At 47.6% G+C, this 16,077-nt stretch carries 14 protein-coding genes; 3 read left to right on the top strand and 11 right to left on the bottom strand.

What is annotated here, in order from left to right:
* Nucleotides 1-8: 8 nt before the first annotated feature.
* Complete coding sequence (locus tag ACE3MQ_RS26895; protein WP_379398627.1) at nucleotides 9-899, bottom strand: nucleoside hydrolase; 891 nt, start codon at nucleotides 897-899, stop codon at nucleotides 9-11.
* Nucleotides 900-1,346: 447 nt separating this feature from the next.
* Here ACE3MQ_RS26895 and chvE point away from each other — a divergent pair, with 447 nt between their 5' ends.
* The 3 genes from chvE (at nucleotide 1,347) to mmsB (ending at nucleotide 5,298) form a co-directional block, all read left to right on the top strand.
* Nucleotides 1,347-2,438: a multiple monosaccharide ABC transporter substrate-binding protein gene (chvE, locus tag ACE3MQ_RS26890; protein ID WP_379398625.1), complete on the top strand. Its 1,092-nt coding sequence runs from the start codon at nucleotides 1,347-1,349 to the stop codon at nucleotides 2,436-2,438.
* Nucleotides 2,439-2,600: 162 nt separating this feature from the next.
* Nucleotides 2,601-4,130: a multiple monosaccharide ABC transporter ATP-binding protein gene (gene mmsA / locus ACE3MQ_RS26885; protein WP_379398655.1), complete on the top strand. Its 1,530-nt coding sequence runs from the start codon at nucleotides 2,601-2,603 to the stop codon at nucleotides 4,128-4,130.
* Nucleotides 4,131-4,134: 4 nt separating this feature from the next.
* On the top strand, nucleotides 4,135-5,298 hold the full coding sequence (gene mmsB, locus ACE3MQ_RS26880; RefSeq protein ID WP_379398623.1) for a multiple monosaccharide ABC transporter permease: 1,164 nt from the start codon (nucleotides 4,135-4,137) through the stop codon (nucleotides 5,296-5,298).
* 98 nt (nucleotides 5,299-5,396) lie between these two features.
* Here the strand turns inward: mmsB and ACE3MQ_RS26875 are convergent, their stop codons facing one another.
* From ACE3MQ_RS26875 to ACE3MQ_RS26830, 10 genes are all read right to left on the bottom strand, one after another.
* Complete coding sequence (locus ACE3MQ_RS26875; protein WP_379398621.1) at nucleotides 5,397-5,588, bottom strand: aspartyl-phosphate phosphatase Spo0E family protein; 192 nt, start codon at nucleotides 5,586-5,588, stop codon at nucleotides 5,397-5,399.
* Between the two features lie 214 nt (nucleotides 5,589-5,802).
* Nucleotides 5,803-7,218 carry an XRE family transcriptional regulator gene (locus tag ACE3MQ_RS26870; protein WP_379398619.1) on the bottom strand — a complete coding sequence of 472 codons (1,416 nt, stop codon included), beginning with the start codon at nucleotides 7,216-7,218 and terminating at the stop codon, nucleotides 5,803-5,805.
* Between the two features lie 300 nt (nucleotides 7,219-7,518).
* Complete coding sequence (locus ACE3MQ_RS26865; protein WP_379398617.1) at nucleotides 7,519-7,863, bottom strand: DUF805 domain-containing protein; 345 nt, start codon at nucleotides 7,861-7,863, stop codon at nucleotides 7,519-7,521.
* Between the two features lie 197 nt (nucleotides 7,864-8,060).
* Complete coding sequence (locus tag ACE3MQ_RS26860) at nucleotides 8,061-9,191, bottom strand: sn-glycerol-1-phosphate dehydrogenase (RefSeq protein WP_379398615.1); 1,131 nt, start codon at nucleotides 9,189-9,191, stop codon at nucleotides 8,061-8,063.
* A gap of 26 nt (nucleotides 9,192-9,217) precedes the next feature.
* Nucleotides 9,218-10,888 (bottom strand): ribulokinase, encoded by a 1,671-nt coding sequence (locus tag ACE3MQ_RS26855; RefSeq protein ID WP_379398613.1) that lies wholly within the window; start codon nucleotides 10,886-10,888, stop codon nucleotides 9,218-9,220.
* Nucleotides 10,889-10,915: 27 nt separating this feature from the next.
* Nucleotides 10,916-11,605, bottom strand: a complete 690-nt coding sequence (gene araD, locus ACE3MQ_RS26850) for an L-ribulose-5-phosphate 4-epimerase (RefSeq protein ID WP_379398611.1) — start codon at nucleotides 11,603-11,605, stop codon at nucleotides 10,916-10,918.
* Nucleotides 11,606-11,906: 301 nt separating this feature from the next.
* Nucleotides 11,907-13,034 (bottom strand): GntR family transcriptional regulator, encoded by a 1,128-nt coding sequence (locus ACE3MQ_RS26845; RefSeq protein WP_379398653.1) that lies wholly within the window; start codon nucleotides 13,032-13,034, stop codon nucleotides 11,907-11,909.
* A gap of 83 nt (nucleotides 13,035-13,117) precedes the next feature.
* Nucleotides 13,118-14,605 carry an L-arabinose isomerase gene (gene araA / locus ACE3MQ_RS26840; RefSeq protein ID WP_379398609.1) on the bottom strand — a complete coding sequence of 496 codons (1,488 nt, stop codon included), beginning with the start codon at nucleotides 14,603-14,605 and terminating at the stop codon, nucleotides 13,118-13,120.
* Nucleotides 14,606-14,790: 185 nt separating this feature from the next.
* Nucleotides 14,791-15,075, bottom strand: a complete 285-nt coding sequence (locus tag ACE3MQ_RS26835) for a hypothetical protein (RefSeq protein WP_379398607.1) — start codon at nucleotides 15,073-15,075, stop codon at nucleotides 14,791-14,793.
* On the bottom strand, nucleotides 15,065-15,514 hold the full coding sequence (locus ACE3MQ_RS26830) for a hypothetical protein (RefSeq protein ID WP_379398605.1): 450 nt from the start codon (nucleotides 15,512-15,514) through the stop codon (nucleotides 15,065-15,067). Before ACE3MQ_RS26830 ends, ACE3MQ_RS26835 begins: the two co-directional genes overlap by 11 nt.
* Between the last annotated feature and the right edge of the window lie 563 nt (nucleotides 15,515-16,077).

The following is a 16,077-nucleotide window of genomic DNA, read 5'->3' as shown; positions in this document are numbered from 1 at the left end:
TCCCCCTGTCATTTGAGCAATCTTTGCAAAAACAGTTGAATAAAAGCTTCGCTATCCACATTGACGGCTGCCGTTACATTCGTATCCATCGGGCGGTCGAAAAACACGTCCCGGTGTTCAACCGTCATTCCTCTTGTGAACTCCCCTTTACACTCTACGGAAATCTTCTTCGGAGCGAATTCCAGCAAATCCGGATGACTTAGATAAGCAACCGTCAATGGATCATGCAGGATAGGAAGATGTTTCGATGAATCCATCCACTGCGACAGCAGACGCGACAAGAAATCGGTTTCACTTTTGCCTGCCAGCTTGATTCGGTCCACATCGGACTGGGTTAACCTGCACTTCAAAGTGACGTCCAGCCCAATCATCGTCAGTTGAGACGCCGAGTTAAACACAATTTGTGCAGCCTCTGGATCACATACGATATTCCATTCTGGATAAAAAGCCGAATGCATCCCGCCCATCAAGACAATGTTGGCCTGGCGCATCACCTCGGGAGCCTTCATCATCGCGCAAGCGACATTAGTTAGAGGTCCGATCGCCAGAATCGTTACGTCTGGGTCGCGTCTTACCTGATCAATCAAGAAATCAACCGCATGCTGTTCGCAGTTAAGATCGATAGCTTGGTACTCTTCAGCCCACTGGCATGGAATGCTCTCAGTGTCTGTCTCGCTTATCATAGGTCTTCCGATTCCCGTAGCTACGGGGATGTCCAGCCGCCCATAGGCCTTAAGTAATTGTAGAGCCAATTTCGTGCGGAGACTGGTGTTTTTGTATACCGTCGTTAGCCCGATCACTTCCAGCTCCGGGGAATTCAAAGCCAGTACAATCGCCAGCGCATCATCGATATCGTCACCAATATCCGTGTCAATAACTATCCGTCTTATCTCTATCACCTCCTTTTAATAACTCAAATGCAAACTAAAAAAATAAAAGGCGCCAGCTACTGCAACGAATGTAATTGTGTAAATTTTACACATCAGGCAACCTTTTTACACCTCGATCATAACAGATACAAACGTTTGCATCAATATATTTCGACATTTTTCTTTCTTTTCATTTAAAAATATCACTTTCATCGAAGAAATGCGCAACTTTGGACCCTGATTTCAATATGTAAATTTTACATGTATAGATGTAAATACTGTTCTGGTAACACGTTTTTTTCCTCATTCCCTCCCTTATAATTCCTAATCAGAAAATTTGCTTCATAACAAATAAGTTTGATTTTTATAAAAAGAGTAGCTTTATTGTAAATACGAACGTGGGCCCCCCTTGATATACTTTCTCCTGAAAGCGGATTCATAAAGTGAAATCAATTTATACACAGGGGGTAAGCGATTATGAAAAAAGCAACTTTATTGCTGCTGACGTTCGTCTTGGCATTATCTTTATCCGCTTGCGGAAGCAAGGATAATAGCAGCGGCGGCACGACGAAAGGTGAAAAAGGCACGGTCGGGATCGCAATGCCGACAAAATCGTCGGAGCGTTGGGTCAATGACGGCAACAACATGGTGAAGGAGTTCCAGCAGCACGGATACGGCACCGACCTGCAGTATGGCGAGGATGTCGTAGAGAACCAGGTGTCCCAAATTGAGAACATGATCACCAAAGGTGTGGACGTTCTCGTCATCGCTTCCATCGACGGCTCCGCGATTACCGAGGTACTGCAAAAAGCCCACGATCAAGACATCAAGGTCATCGCTTATGACCGCCTGATCATGAACAGCGAATATGTGGATTACTACGCAACGTTCGATAACTTCCAGGTCGGTGTACAGCAAGCCTCTTATATCGAAGAGAAGCTCGGGCTAAAGGATGGCCAAGGCCCATTCAACATCGAGCTGTTCGGCGGCTCACCCGATGACAACAATGCTTATTTCTTCTACAACGGAGCGATGTCCATTCTTCAGCCTTATATCGATTCCGGCAAACTGGTCGTCCGCAGCAGCCAGACGAAAATGGAGCAAATCGCCACCCTTCGCTGGGACGGTGCAACAGCGCAAGCGCGCATGGATAATCTGTTGAGCGCTCACTATGCAACCGAGAACGTCGATGCGGTTCTATCTCCTTATGATGGAATCAGTATCGGTATTCTCTCCTCCCTGAAAGGCGTCGGCTACGGTTCCGGCAATAAGCCTATGCCGATCGTCACCGGGCAGGATGCGGAGCTCGCTTCGATTAAATCGATTCTAGCAGGCGAACAGACGCAAACGGTGTTCAAGGATACGCGCGAGCTAGCTAAAAAAGCAGTCGGCATGGCTCTCAGCATTCTCGAAGGCACGGAAGCGGAAGTGAACGATACCGAAACCTACGACAACGGAGTCAAAGTCGTGCCTTCCTATCTGCTGGAGCCAAAATCGGTAGACAAGGACAATGTAGAAAAAGAGTTGGTAGAGACCGGCTACTACACCAAAGAGGAGCTTGGACTGTAAATTGCGTGAACGTGAGCACCTGCTTGCAAGCGCCTTAAGCCTTGTGGAAGCAGACTCCACGCTGCAATAGCGTGGTTCGCGTAAGCGGCAAATACAGCGGTGGCCTACCCGGCCTCCGCTATCCTTTGTACTCGAATGGAGACGAAAGGCTTGGTGAAGACAGTGAGTAACTTCATTTTGGAGATGAGAGGAATTACGAAGACATTTCCGGGCGTCAAGGCGCTGGAGAATGTGAATTTAAAAGTTAAAGAAGGCGAAATACACGCCCTCTGCGGGGAGAACGGTGCTGGCAAATCCACGCTGATGAAGGTGCTGAGCGGTGTCTATCCGCATGGCTCGTATGAAGGAGATATTTTATTCAAAGGCGAGATTTGCGAATTCAAGGATATTAAGCAGAGCGAGAGCCTGGGCATCGTCATCATCCATCAGGAGTTGGCTTTGATCCCCTATCTATCGATAGCGGAAAATATTTTTCTCGGCAATGAGCAAACCAAGCGCGGCATCATCAACTGGAACGAAACGACGGTCAAAACGAGAGAACTGCTTGCAACTGTCGGGTTAAAGGAATCCCCTAATACCCATGTCATTAACATCGGGGTCGGCAAGCAGCAGCTCGTGGAAATCGCCAAGGCGCTCTCCAAGAAGGTCAAGCTGCTTATTCTCGATGAGCCGACGGCTGCGCTTAATGAGGATGACAGCGAGAACCTGCTCAACCTGATCCTGGAGCTGAAGAAACAGGGAATCTCCTCGATTATTATTTCTCACAAGCTGAATGAAATCGAAAAGGTCGCCGATTCGATCACGATTTTGCGGGATGGAAAGACCATTCAGACGCTGGATATGCGCAAGGATCAGGTGACGGAGGATGTGATCATCAAAGGTATGGTTGGGCGTGACTTAACCCATCGTTACCCGGAACGAGTTCCGAATATCGGGGAGAAGATTTTTGAGGTACAGGACTGGCAAGTGGATCACCCCGAGCAGGAAGGACGTAAAATGCTGGACAATATCAATATTCATATCCAGCGCGGCGAAATTGTCGGCGTGGCCGGCCTCATGGGCGCGGGAAGAACGGAACTCGCGATGAGCATTTTCGGCAAGTCCTATGGAAAGAACATCCATGGAAAGCTGCTGCTGCACGGCAAGGAGATCCGGTTGAACGATATCAGCACGGCGATCCAGCATGGCATCGCCTATGTGACCGAAGACCGCAAGGACTACGGGCTTGTGTTAATCGATGATATCAAGCGGAATATTTCTCTCGCCAACCTGGGCAAGCTTTCCCGCCGCGGCGTGATCAATGAGAACGAAGAAGTTCTCGTGGCCGAGGAATACCGCGAAAAATTAAAGATCAAGACGCCGAGCATTTTGCAGAAAACAGTTAATTTGAGCGGAGGCAATCAGCAGAAGGTCGTGCTCAGCAAATGGATTTACGCGCAGCCCGAAATTCTTATTCTTGACGAACCCACCCGCGGCATTGATGTCGGCGCCAAATACGAAATTTACTCCATCGTCAATCAACTGGCTGATGAAGGGAAAGGCATCCTGTTCATCTCCTCGGAGCTTCCGGAGCTTCTCGGCATGTGCGACCGCATCTATGTCATGAGCGAAGGGCGCATTACCGGCGAGGTCAACCGCGAGGACGCCACCCAGGAAGTACTGATGAAATCCATGACTCGAGGCAGGGGGTAAGGAGATGCAAATGATTAGCGAGCTTTTCAAAAAAAATATCCGCCAGTACGGCATGATTATCGCTTTAGTCTTCATTACAGTCTTATTTCAAATCCTGACAGACGGCATTCTGCTGAAGCCGCTGAATGTCACGAACCTGATATTGCAAAACAGCTATATCCTGGTGTTAGCCATCGGGATGGTACTGGTCATCATTACCGGACATATCGATCTGTCGGTCGGCTCCATCGCGGCATTTATCGGGGCATTGGCAGCCATCATGATGGTAGATATGCAGCTTCCTCCCTTCCTCGCGGTCATTATTTCGCTTGGGGTTGGGGCGCTGATCGGCGCGTGGCAGGGCTTCTGGATCGCTTATGTGAGGATCCCCGCTTTTATCGTCACCTTAGCCGGGATGCTGCTGTTCCGCGGGCTTACTATGATCATTCTAGGCGGCCAATCCATTTCACCGTTTCCGAAGTCCTTCCAGAAAATCAGCTCGGGCTTCCTGCCGGACTGGTTCGGAGGCGCGAACATTCACATCCTGACGGTCGTGCTCGGCGTCATCCTTTCCCTGCTCGTCATCTGGCAGGAATGGAAGGATCGCAAGACGCAGATCAAATACAACTTTGAAATCGCCCCAATCTGGATATTCATCGCCAAGGTCGTCTCGCTCGTCGCCGTTATCAACGTATTCACTTACGTGCTGGCGACGTATAACGGGTTTCCGAATATTCTCGTCATCCTGTTTGTCCTTATCGTTATCTATTCCTTCGTGATGAATCGGATGATTGCCGGGCGGCATATTTATGCGCTGGGCGGCAATGAGAAAGCCGCGAAATTATCCGGGGTCAAGACGAAAAAAGTGACCTTCTGGGTCTTCGTCAATATGGGCGCCATGGCCGCGTTATCCGGCCTCATCTTTGCGGCACGCCTGAACTCGGCGACACCAAAGGCGGGCACGAACTTTGAGCTGGATGCGATCGCAGCCTGCTTCATCGGCGGCGCTTCCGCTTCCGGCGGCATCGGCACCGTCATCGGCGCCATTATCGGCGGCCTGGTCATGGGCGTCATGAACAACGGCATGTCCCTCATCGGCCTTGGGGTCGACTGGCAGCAAGGGATCAAAGGACTTGTCCTGCTTCTGGCCGTGGCCTTCGATATTTACAACAAATCCAAGACGAATTAGGTGCAATCATAGCATGCACGCATGCATGAACTCAGCAGGCTCCACTTCTTTGTTAAAGTGTGGAGCTTGTTTTCTGTGTTATTTAAGAGCCGATTGCTTCAGGCAATCGGCACTTTCCTGCGCATATAATCATATCTTACTTCATTGTAATGATTAATCAGCCGATCAAGCTCCATAGACTGCCTCAGCACGCGCATATCTTGCAAACCATATTGTTCAGCCAGCACCCCCAGCTGCTGCCGTTCTTCTTCTATTCTATGTTTAATATATTTGGATTTTGTTCTATTCACCTAAAACACCACCTTATGGTTATTTTAGGATAAGTTGCTTAATATGCCCTTCATACAGTTTTTGCAAAACTCATTATTTTCTATAATTGGTTAAATAAGTAAAATAAAAGACCAGCTTTAGGGGCTGGTCGGGTGAAACAATCAACTTATCCAACACATAACAACATTTTAATATCCTGCACCATGTGTAAGTGTAGTAATGATTTTTGGAGCACTAGTTGCGAGAATAGTTATAATCATCCACATTGAGTTCTTCATTATTTTCCCACACCTCTCTACACATTTTTTTAAAAGCAGTTCGTTGTTTTGGCGTTGTATAATCACGATACAATTCAAACAATGTCATACTATTAACCATAATGTGTCTATTATCAATTTTCAGTGAATATTTAAAACTCTGTAAAGTATTCTTTAATCCATCTGCTAATAGCTTCTTTCTGAAGCAGTAAATTGCATACTTCTGAAAAAATAAAGAACAGCGAAATGTATGCACGTGCTCTTTATAGCGAACTGAAGTTTCATTCTGTTTACTATAGGCTTCCCTAGTAACCTCACTATAGAACTGAATTTCATCTGAAAATTTACTGAGATGCTCGTCCACAAAAAACTTGTGACGATTAGCAGATTCAAGTAATGAAGTTAAACCCTCAAGAATTTCACTAGGATTCTCTTGAAGAAATTTAATATATTCAGGTATCCTTGACTGATTGCCATCTTTAATATCAATCGACAATAAATTAGCTTTAGCAAACATTTTATATCGTTCTACTTCAACTAAATTTGATTCATCTAAATCTTCAAACCAGCTTAAATCCGCATACTTTCCTATCCATTTTCTGGATTCATCGTACATTTTTCGATATTCATAACTTGCACCTCTATACAAACACCCCATTCCATAATAATAAATGAATGGTCGTGCTGGACTAAAACCAGCATCCTTCCATCTATTATTCTTATATAAAACATTAACTAATTCACACAACTCATCAGAATATTTCTCAACTTCTTCCCAATCTTTGTTAATGTAGTACATTTCTAATAACATAACGAGTCCGTCTAGTATTAATGATTCTGGCAAACGATGCCGAAAGGGCAGAAACTGAGCGGCAGCTTTTAAACTCTTTTGTCCTTCTTTATGGTGAATATGAAAAATCCTGTAATAGCTAATTGCTAGCCGTTCGGAATGGTTAGATCTTTCACTTTCAATTACACTCTCATACATAATAATAGCCGCATCATACCATCCCCGCTCAAACATTAATTCAGCCGTTTCAAAAATCCCTGTAATTTGCTTCAGGTCTTCAAGCAAACGGAATAAAACCTCCCGTATGCAATCAAGCTTCTTCAGTTCGGCACAGCGAAGCAAAAACGGACGCAACCGCCGCCAATGAGGGGCTGCCGAGATAAAGCACTCATCTACAAACAATTCATACAGACTTCCTTCAGGGAGGCCCATCGCATGTGTAAGGCGGTCTAACTGCCCTATGGCGATTGGCCGATTGCCATTTAAAATGCCGCTTAACGTACCTGCGTTAACTCCGGATTTTTCTGCAAAAAGATGAAGCGTCATCGCCTCCCTCTTCATGTAATCTTCCAGTTCGTCGCATATCGTTGTTGTAAGGTTCAAGCAGCAATCACCCCCTGTAACCATATTCAAAACTAGAATTTGAAACCATAATATAGAAACAATCCTATATATATGTAATTCCAATATAATCCTTATTTTTCCAAAGGTCAATATTAAATGACAAATTTTCGATTGCAACGACGGATATTTTATTCATTTGACGATATCCTAGTAAAAATGATAATTAACGAAACAAAAACCATACAATCGTCACTAATACTAAAAAGAGCCCAAAGACCTTTGACGGCCTTTGGACTCTCGCTTATAATTCCTAATTTTTAAACTATATGTATTTAAGAATTAATTTTTAGGATTTGAACCATATTTATTATCGCCTGGCTGGCTATCTTGGCACAAGAACACAAGTAGAATAATCGCACCTACTAAAGGAATCAAAGCTAGCAAGAGCATCCAGCCGCTTCTTCCCGTATCGTGCAATCTACGCGCGCCAACTGCTAGGCTCGGCAATAAAACAGCCAATGAATAAATATAAGCTAAAATTGAATCAAGGCCTATGAATCCGCCAATAAAGCCAAGGACGAACGAAGCAATAAAGTTGAACAGAACAAACATCCAATACTCTGTACGCCTTGCTCTCCCTTCAAATCCGACATAGTTTTTAAGAACCTTTAAATACCACTCCACTAACGTCACCTCTATAAAATATATTAGTGCAATTTCGCACAATAATATATCGGTTAACCCGATTGATTTCTTTATATTGAAAATCACTTTTCACAAAATGAATCAGAAATAATGATTTATACTATTTATTCAACCAAAAGGATTGCCTGGCATGAGTCCAAGCAATCCTTTGTCGTCCAATGATAAACATCAATTCATTAAGCCTCATTCAGCGCGCGGAGCAAAGTATGCCGATTATACCTCACGAGATGCGCTTCGCGCAGACTCTCTGTGAATAAATCTTCATCAATGCCGAGCTCCTCCAGCGTAGATGGGCCTCCCGTTACAACCAGCAGCTCTCGAATTCGGGATTCCGATGGCACATCGGTCATCCATTCCCGAATTTGGCCGCTGTACTTGCGCAGCGCTTCCGGCTGCTGTCCGGGGAATATGCCCTCATCTACAGCAGCGTGATACAAGCGGGAGATTTCAGCGCAAGCGACACCCACCTTGGCTCCGTGCAAGAGCGCTCGGTTGCCCCGCCGCAAATATTCCATCTCCCAATAATGAGACAGATGATGCTCAGCGGCTGAAGCTGGATGGGACTGTCCGAACAACAGCATCGCTATACCGGATTCGATCAAGGCCGTCATCAGGATGCGAATGCCATCCTCTGTGCGCTGTCCTATGTCCGCAGCATGCTGCACGCAGGACTTGAGCGCTTGCTCCGTCATGTTCGCTGCCTGCTCACTGTAAGGCTCCCCGCCCGTAAGATGGGATACCTTCCAATCGAACAGGGAGGTATATTTGCCAAGCATATCTCCAAATCCCGCTGCAATGAGCGGCTGCGGGGCCTGAGTCAGAATATTCAAGTCGGCAAATATAGCTATCGGCGGCACGGCTGCGACGGTCTTCTTCACCCCGCGAATAATGAGTGGCGCTCCTGCCGATGTAAAGCCGTCCACGGAAGGGGCCGTAGGAACCGAAATAAACGGTATTCCCGTTTTATGGCTCACAAAGCGAACGATATCATGAATCGTCCCGGAACCTACAGCGATCAGCCCCTCAGTCACGCCCAGATTTACTTCAAGCAGCAGCTGGACTACGGATTGTTCATCCGCAACAACATCGCCTGTCTCATTCGGATCAAGAAGACATAGCTCCGTGTTCAACCCTTGTGAGCGAAGATGCTCTTCCAATGCCTTGCCTGCAGCATCATAGGTGTTCTGATCCGCTACAATTACGGTGTGATGCAGGACACGCTCTTTTAAAAAAGGAGCTACCTTATGGATTGCATCTGCTTCAAGAACGATTTTCTCCAGACGGTCTATTTCCAAGGAATTATCCATGCCGAATTTCCTCCAATCGGGCGCCGTTATTCTGTAGATTTCTTGATGCTCTTAAGCCGCTTCATGACGTCATTCTCGCCTCGGCCGAAATAATCATGCAGCTTGCTGTATTCTTGGTATAAACGGTCATAAACTTCAACATTCGCCGGGATTGGCTTGAATGTCTCTTCCTTCACCCGGGCCATACGCTCTGCAGCATCAATGATCGTATTATAGCCGCCAGCTTCTTCTCCGGCTGCTACGGCTGCAAACATTGCTGCACCCAAAGCAGGCGTCTGCTTGGAGTCGGCAACGAATATTTCGCGATTCGTAACGTCAGCATAAATTTGCATCAGTAGACGGTTCTTTTGCGGCAATCCGCCACAAGCATACAGTGCATCCACCGCTACTCCATTGTTATGGAAAGCGTCTACGATTTTACGAGTTCCGAATGCCGTTGACTCCAGCAAGGTACGGTAGATTTCCTGCGGCTTCGTGAGCAAGGTCATGCCCAGAATAAGTCCGGTCAAATCCGTATCGACAAGAACCGAACGGTTCCCGTTCCACCAGTCCAGCGCAAGCAACCCGGTTTGACCCGGCTTATAAGCTGCAGCTTCTTTTTCAAGCCATTGGTGAACGCCCATTCCTTCCTTTGCCGCTGCTTCCTTGACATAGCCAGGAACGGCTTCTTCCACGTACCATTCAAAAATATCGCCCACCGCAGATTGCCCCGCCTCATATCCGTACAATCCCGGAATGATGCCGTCCTCTACGACGCCGCACATTCCTTCCACCTGCTTCTCTTCCGTGCCGAGCAGCATGTGGCAGATCGAGGTACCCATCGCCATCACCAGCTTGCCCGGCGTAACAACACCGACAGCCGGCACAGCTGCGTGTGCGTCGACGTTCCCTACCGCAACAGCAATTCCGGGCTTAAGCCCAATCATTTGCGCCATTTGCTCGGTCAGGCCGCCCGCATTTGTACCAAGCGGAATGACTTCTCCGCGCAGCTTTGTCTCTGTGAGATTTTCAAGTCTTGGATCAAGCGCTTTGAAATATTCCTTGCTCGGATAGCCGTCCTGCTTATGCCAAATCGCTTTGTAGCCGGCAGTACAGCTATTGCGGACGATTTTGCCCGTCATTTGCGAGATGACCCAATCCGTCGCTTCCAGGAACATATCCGCGCGCTCGTAAATTTCAGGAGCCTCATCGAGGATTTGCCATACTTTTGCAATCATCCATTCGGAGGAAATTTTGCCGCCATAACGCGGCAGAAATGCTTCTCCCCGCTCCGCCGCGATCTCGTTAATCTTATCCGCCTCCGGCTGAGCAGCGTGATGCTTCCACAGCTTTACCCAACTGTGCGGCTGATCGATATACTTGGCGTCAAAGCAAAGCGGCTGACCCTTCTCGTCAATCGGCAGCATCGTACACGCCGTAAAGTCGATCCCAATCCCGATGACGTCAGCCGGATCGATGCCGGATTCCTGAATTACCGCCGGAACGGAATTTCGCAGCACTTCCAGGTAATCATTAGGATGCTGCAGCGCCCAGTCATGCTCCAGTTTAATGCCGGAGCCCGGCAGCTGCTCATCGATCACGTGATGAGGATAAGGAGTCACATGATCCGCTACCTCATGGCCATTCGATAAATCCACGAGTACCGCGCGCCCTGATTGCGTCCCATAATCCACCCCAATGGTATACTTCTTAGCCATATGAAAAACCTCCTGTTCTATATCGCCTTAATTTTGTCCGTAATAAGCTTTAGCTCCGTGCTTGCGCAGGAAATGACGATCCAGCAGCGTTTGATCCATCGGAGCAGCATGAGGATTCAGCTGCAGCATGCGTGCGGCGATCTTCGCCACTTCCTCCAGAACGACCGCATTATGAACCGCGTTATGGGCATCCTTGCCCCATACGAACGGCGCATGGGCATGTACCAGCACTCCCGGAACCTGATTCGGGTCGATATTAGCGAAACGTTCCACGATAACATTGCCCGTCTCCAGCTCATAAGCTCCTTCGATTTCTTCTCGCGTCATTGGTCTTGTAACAGGAATCTCGCCGTAAAAATAGTCCGCATGCGTCGTTCCATAAGCAGGCAGCGCCTTTCCGGCCTGAGCCCAGCTCGTTCCCCAAGGGGAGTGGGTATGCACGACACCGCCGATATCTGGAAAAGACCGATATAACACCATATGAGTCGGCGTATCGGAGGATGGGCGCAGACTGCCCTCAACCACATTCCCTTCCAAATCAACGACGACCATATCTTCCGCTTTTAATTCTTCATAAGGTACACCGCTCGGCTTGATAACAAACAATCCGCTCTCCCGATCGATGCCGCTGACGTTCCCCCATGTAAATGTAACCAGACCGTGCTTCGGCAGCTCCAAATTAGCCTCCAGAACCTGCTGTTTTAATGCCTCCAACATACGCGGTCACTCCCTTCCTCTTTTATTCAAATATCTTATTGAGCACCTTATTTTGTGCTTTACCATGTGCTTGCTTGTGTCTTATGTTGTGTCTTATCTGATGTCTTATCTGGTGCCTAATCCGGTGCCTTACCTTGTACTTGCTTTACCCTGAACCTTATCTTTTACCTTACCGTCCCGCACCTTAATCCTTGCACTTTACCGTGCGCTTTGATTGACCTTATTCGCGCTACATCAAAATTAACTGATCCCGATCACATTGTACGTACAAGTCACATCTAAAGAGTCCGATGATCGGACTCTAGCTGTGTATTTCAATCTCTTGATTCGCTTGTTCTTGTTCCCTTCTTTGCACGGAATCCCGTTCAACCACTTTCGGCTTGAAAACCGTATCTTCAAATACCTGCCCCTGCTCGATCATTCCGATGAGCTGTCTGGCGGCAAGCTCCCCCATCTCCGTCTTCGGATGAGTCAGCGTCGTCAGCTTCGTTCCTGAAGCAAGCGCAAGAGATGAATCGTCAAAGCCGATGACCGAAACATCCTCCGGAACCCGGAGGCCGTTCTGCTGAATAACTTCCATCAGAACGACGGCCAACTGATCGTTGTAGCACACAAAAGCGGTTGGACGTTCGTCCTCGTTCTGCTGCAGCAGCTGCACGGCTTGGGCGTACGGTGCTTCGCCCTTCTCCTCCGTCGTATAAGTAACGACACGATTTGGCGATATGCTGATTCCGAACTCACGGTGTGCGGCTAGAAAGCCTTTAAGGCGATTCACTCCTTGCAGGTCATCCCGCTTGAAGAAGCCGACGATAGAAGTATGTCCTCTCTCCAGCAAGTGACGCGCAGCCAAATAGCCGCCAAGCTCGTCATCCACCTTCAGGCAGGGGCATTCCAATTCGCGATATTTCTCGTTGATCATCAGATAAGGAATGCCCTTCTCCTGCAAGGAAAGGAAGTAGCTTAAGTTCGGATTCCCTTCCGCACTCTTCGTTGGCTCGATGATGAGCCCGCTCAGCGGCTGGCTCGTCATCAATTGCAGACTTTCCATTTCTTTTTCTTTGTTGTTATCCGTACTTGAGAGAAGAAGCCGGTATCCTTTGCTGCGCAGCTCAGCTTCTGCGCCGCGAACGATATGCGGAAAAATATAATCCGATATATATGTCGTAATAATCCCGATCGTCTTAACCAGCTCGCCCTCTCGGCGCAATGGGTTTCTGGCGAAGGTGCCTTTGCCTTGAATCCGCTCCAGCCAGCCTTCCTTCTCCAATTCACCGAACGTTTGGCGTACCGTTTGCCGGCTTATGCCGAACTGCTCGGATATCTCGTTCTCCGATGGAACCTGTTGTCCGGGCTGCAGCTTTCCCGTTTCAAACCACGACAACAGTTCGTTTTTGAGCTGCAAATATTTTGGAATCCGCCGATTACTCATCATTCACCTCAGCCTATGCTCTTGTTCTATCCGTTATTGTATCACAGGCCGGGGAACGCGCGGAATCGGTATCCTTCCGGCCATTACCGCAGGCGATATGCCATATCGCTCCAGCGAAGCTCGTTCTTGAACTGGCGCAGCGAAGTATCTTTGTCGATAATAACGGCTTCGATTCCAGCCATCTCTGCCCAGTCGGACAAGTTCTCGGCGGAAATTTTATAAGACAGAACTGTATGGTGAGCCCCGCCTGCCAAAATCCATGCTTCTGCCGATTCTCTAAGCGATGGCTGCGGCTTCCACAGCACGCGGGCAACCGGAAGCTTCGGCATCGGCTGTTCCACCTTTACGCCGTCAACAACATTCACTAGCAGACGGAAGCGATGACCCAAATCTACGAGTGAAGCAGCTACTGCCGGGCCGTCTTGACCGTCAAAAACGATACGGGCCGGGTCTTCCTTGCCGCCGATCCCCAGCGGATGAACCTCAACCGTCGGCTTCGTAGCAGCGATCGTCGGACATACCTCCAGCATATGCGCACCGAGAATCATATGGTTGCCTGGCTCGAAGTGGTAGGTATAGTCTTCCATGAACGAAGTGCTCTTATTATCGGCAAGCACTTTAAGAACACGAGTCAACGCCGCCGTCTTCCAGTCGCCTTCGCCTCCGAAGCCGTAGCCGGCTTCCATTAGGCGCTGTACGGCCAGACCCGGAAGCTGCTTCAGACCATGCAAGTCTTCGAAGGTCGTGGTAAACGCGCCAAAGTTCCCTGCTTCAAGAAAACGTTTCATGGCTAGCTCCAAACGTGCCTGGTAAGCAATGGAGTCGCGAACCGGCCCAGCGCTTAAGCCTTCTTTGGTAATCGTATATTTCTCCGCATATTCATCCAGAAGCGCCTTCACTTCAGCATCGCTGACTTCATTCACAAGCTGCACGAGATCGCCGACACCATAACCGTTCACCGACCAGCCGAGCTTGATTTGCGCTTCAACCTTGTCGCCTTCGGTTACCGCAACTTCTCGCATGTTATCGCCGAAGCGGGCTACCTTCAGGCTGCGGCTCTCCGCGAAGGAAACAGCTGTCCGCATCCATCCCGCGATATCATCGCGAACTTCAGCGTCTTCCCAGTATCCGACTACGATCTTGCGAGCGATCCCGAGTCGCGCTCCGATATGCCCGTATTCCCGGTCACCATGGGCGGATTGGTTCAGGTTCATGAAATCCATGTCGATGGTTTCCCAAGGAATATCGCGGTTAAATTGAGTGTGGAAATGAAGCAATGGCTTCTGCAATTGAGAAAGGCCGCGGATCCACATTTTTGCCGGAGAGAATGTATGCATCCACGTAATAATCCCTGCGCAAGATGGATCGCTGTTAGCCTCGATAATCAATTTATAAATTTCATCTGGTGTGGTTACAATCGGTTTAAATACAACGGAATGTGTAAAAACAGGATCTTTATCTAGCTGTTCGGCAATGATGCGTGAATGCTCGGCTACCTCTTCCAATGTCTCAGGCCCATACAGATGCTGACTTCCTGTTACAAACCAAAATGAATACGGTTTCAAATTCATTGCGTTAACGCCTCCCAGAGTGATTAGTATCTTAAAATAGTAGATGACTAACTTGTAAATACAATATTTATATATACAAGGCAAATCATTAATTGTACGTACAAGTATCTACTTCGATTCTATAACTGCTGCTCTAAAAAGGCAAGTGTTTTTTAACCCCATCGTTTTAATCATATGTAATGATTTCAATAATTCGTCCAATAGTCGATATCGCTGCGCAATCCACTCCGTGACTTGATCTTTGCCTGCCCCTCGGACGGCAAAACGTTCAGCAGCCTCATGGTATGCAATGTGGATTTATCCGGCCATTGGAGGTATTCTTCTCTTTCCAGCTGATGCAAAGCTGTTACAATATCTCGTTCCGCCCTGCCAGTTGTACGTTCAAGTTCCTTCATCGTTGGGATTCGGCGGCGCTGTGACCAAAAATTATAAATAATTCGGAGCAGCTTGCGTTCCAAATCAGGAAGCATGATATTTGCCTCCCTTCACTAGCCCAGGCTGTTTTACAGGGTGAAGAGCAGAGTGCTTTACAGGATGGTTAACAGGTTGAGTTGCAAGTTCAGTTGCAAGTTCAGTTGCAAGTTGGTTTGCAAGACGGTCTACAGAGTGTTTTACAGGAAGGTTACCATTATGGTTAATGGGATGGTTTCCAGAAAGGTTTCCATGATGCTTAACATAGTGGTTTCCAGAAAGTTTCATAGGTTGTTTTCCAAATTGCTTTGAAGTTTGCTTTACAGGACGAAGAGCGAGTATTTGCTCATTTCTAAAGGCTCTGGGAGCTCCCGTCTGCAGGCATGTTGCCCGCACCAGCCCGTTGCGAACAGCATGAATATGAATCGAGCGCTGTGTAATTTTCCCGTTGCGATCCATGTAAATGATCTCGACCACTTGGTTCATGTATTTTTTCACCAGAATCATCTCCGATAAGAACATTTGTTTGTATTATATACGAACTTATGTTCTTTTATCAAGTGGAAAATGGCGCCTGGATTTCTTCTTTTTTCTCACTGGGGATTCGTTTAGTCCGCTTGCGGTAATGTGAAGTAATAGTCGTGGATAAAGGCAAAGTGAAATATAAAGTAGATCAAGGAGGACAAGCATCATATGGAAGCTGGGTGAAAGATATAGGAGCAAGGGAAGGGGACTTCCGTGGATTATAGCGCTCTGTATACTGTTCGTCGTAGACCGTATGAGTTTGTATATATGATTATACTGTTCCTGTTCGTCGTCTGTTTGCGTGTGTATATAAGGAGCACATTCTGTTTAGTGTGTATTGGTCATAAAAAAATCTAACAGGGGAGTCTGCTGCCAATTTGGCTTCTAATCCCCTTGCTTCTTTGGCTCCAGGCCTTATCGTTGGAACTAATAATCTGGGACTCGCCTAGAAGGGGATAGTCTAGAACGAGAGAGCGTCCGCTAGATGTATTTTCTGCATTTATTTTTAGTCTCTGGGGTCAATTTTGCCGAACTAA

This window comes from Paenibacillus lentus, from assembly GCF_042714055.1.
Taxonomy (GTDB): Bacteria; Bacillota; Bacilli; order Paenibacillales; family Paenibacillaceae; genus Fontibacillus; species Fontibacillus lentus_A.
This window is presented reverse-complemented; position numbering and strand designations above follow the sequence as displayed.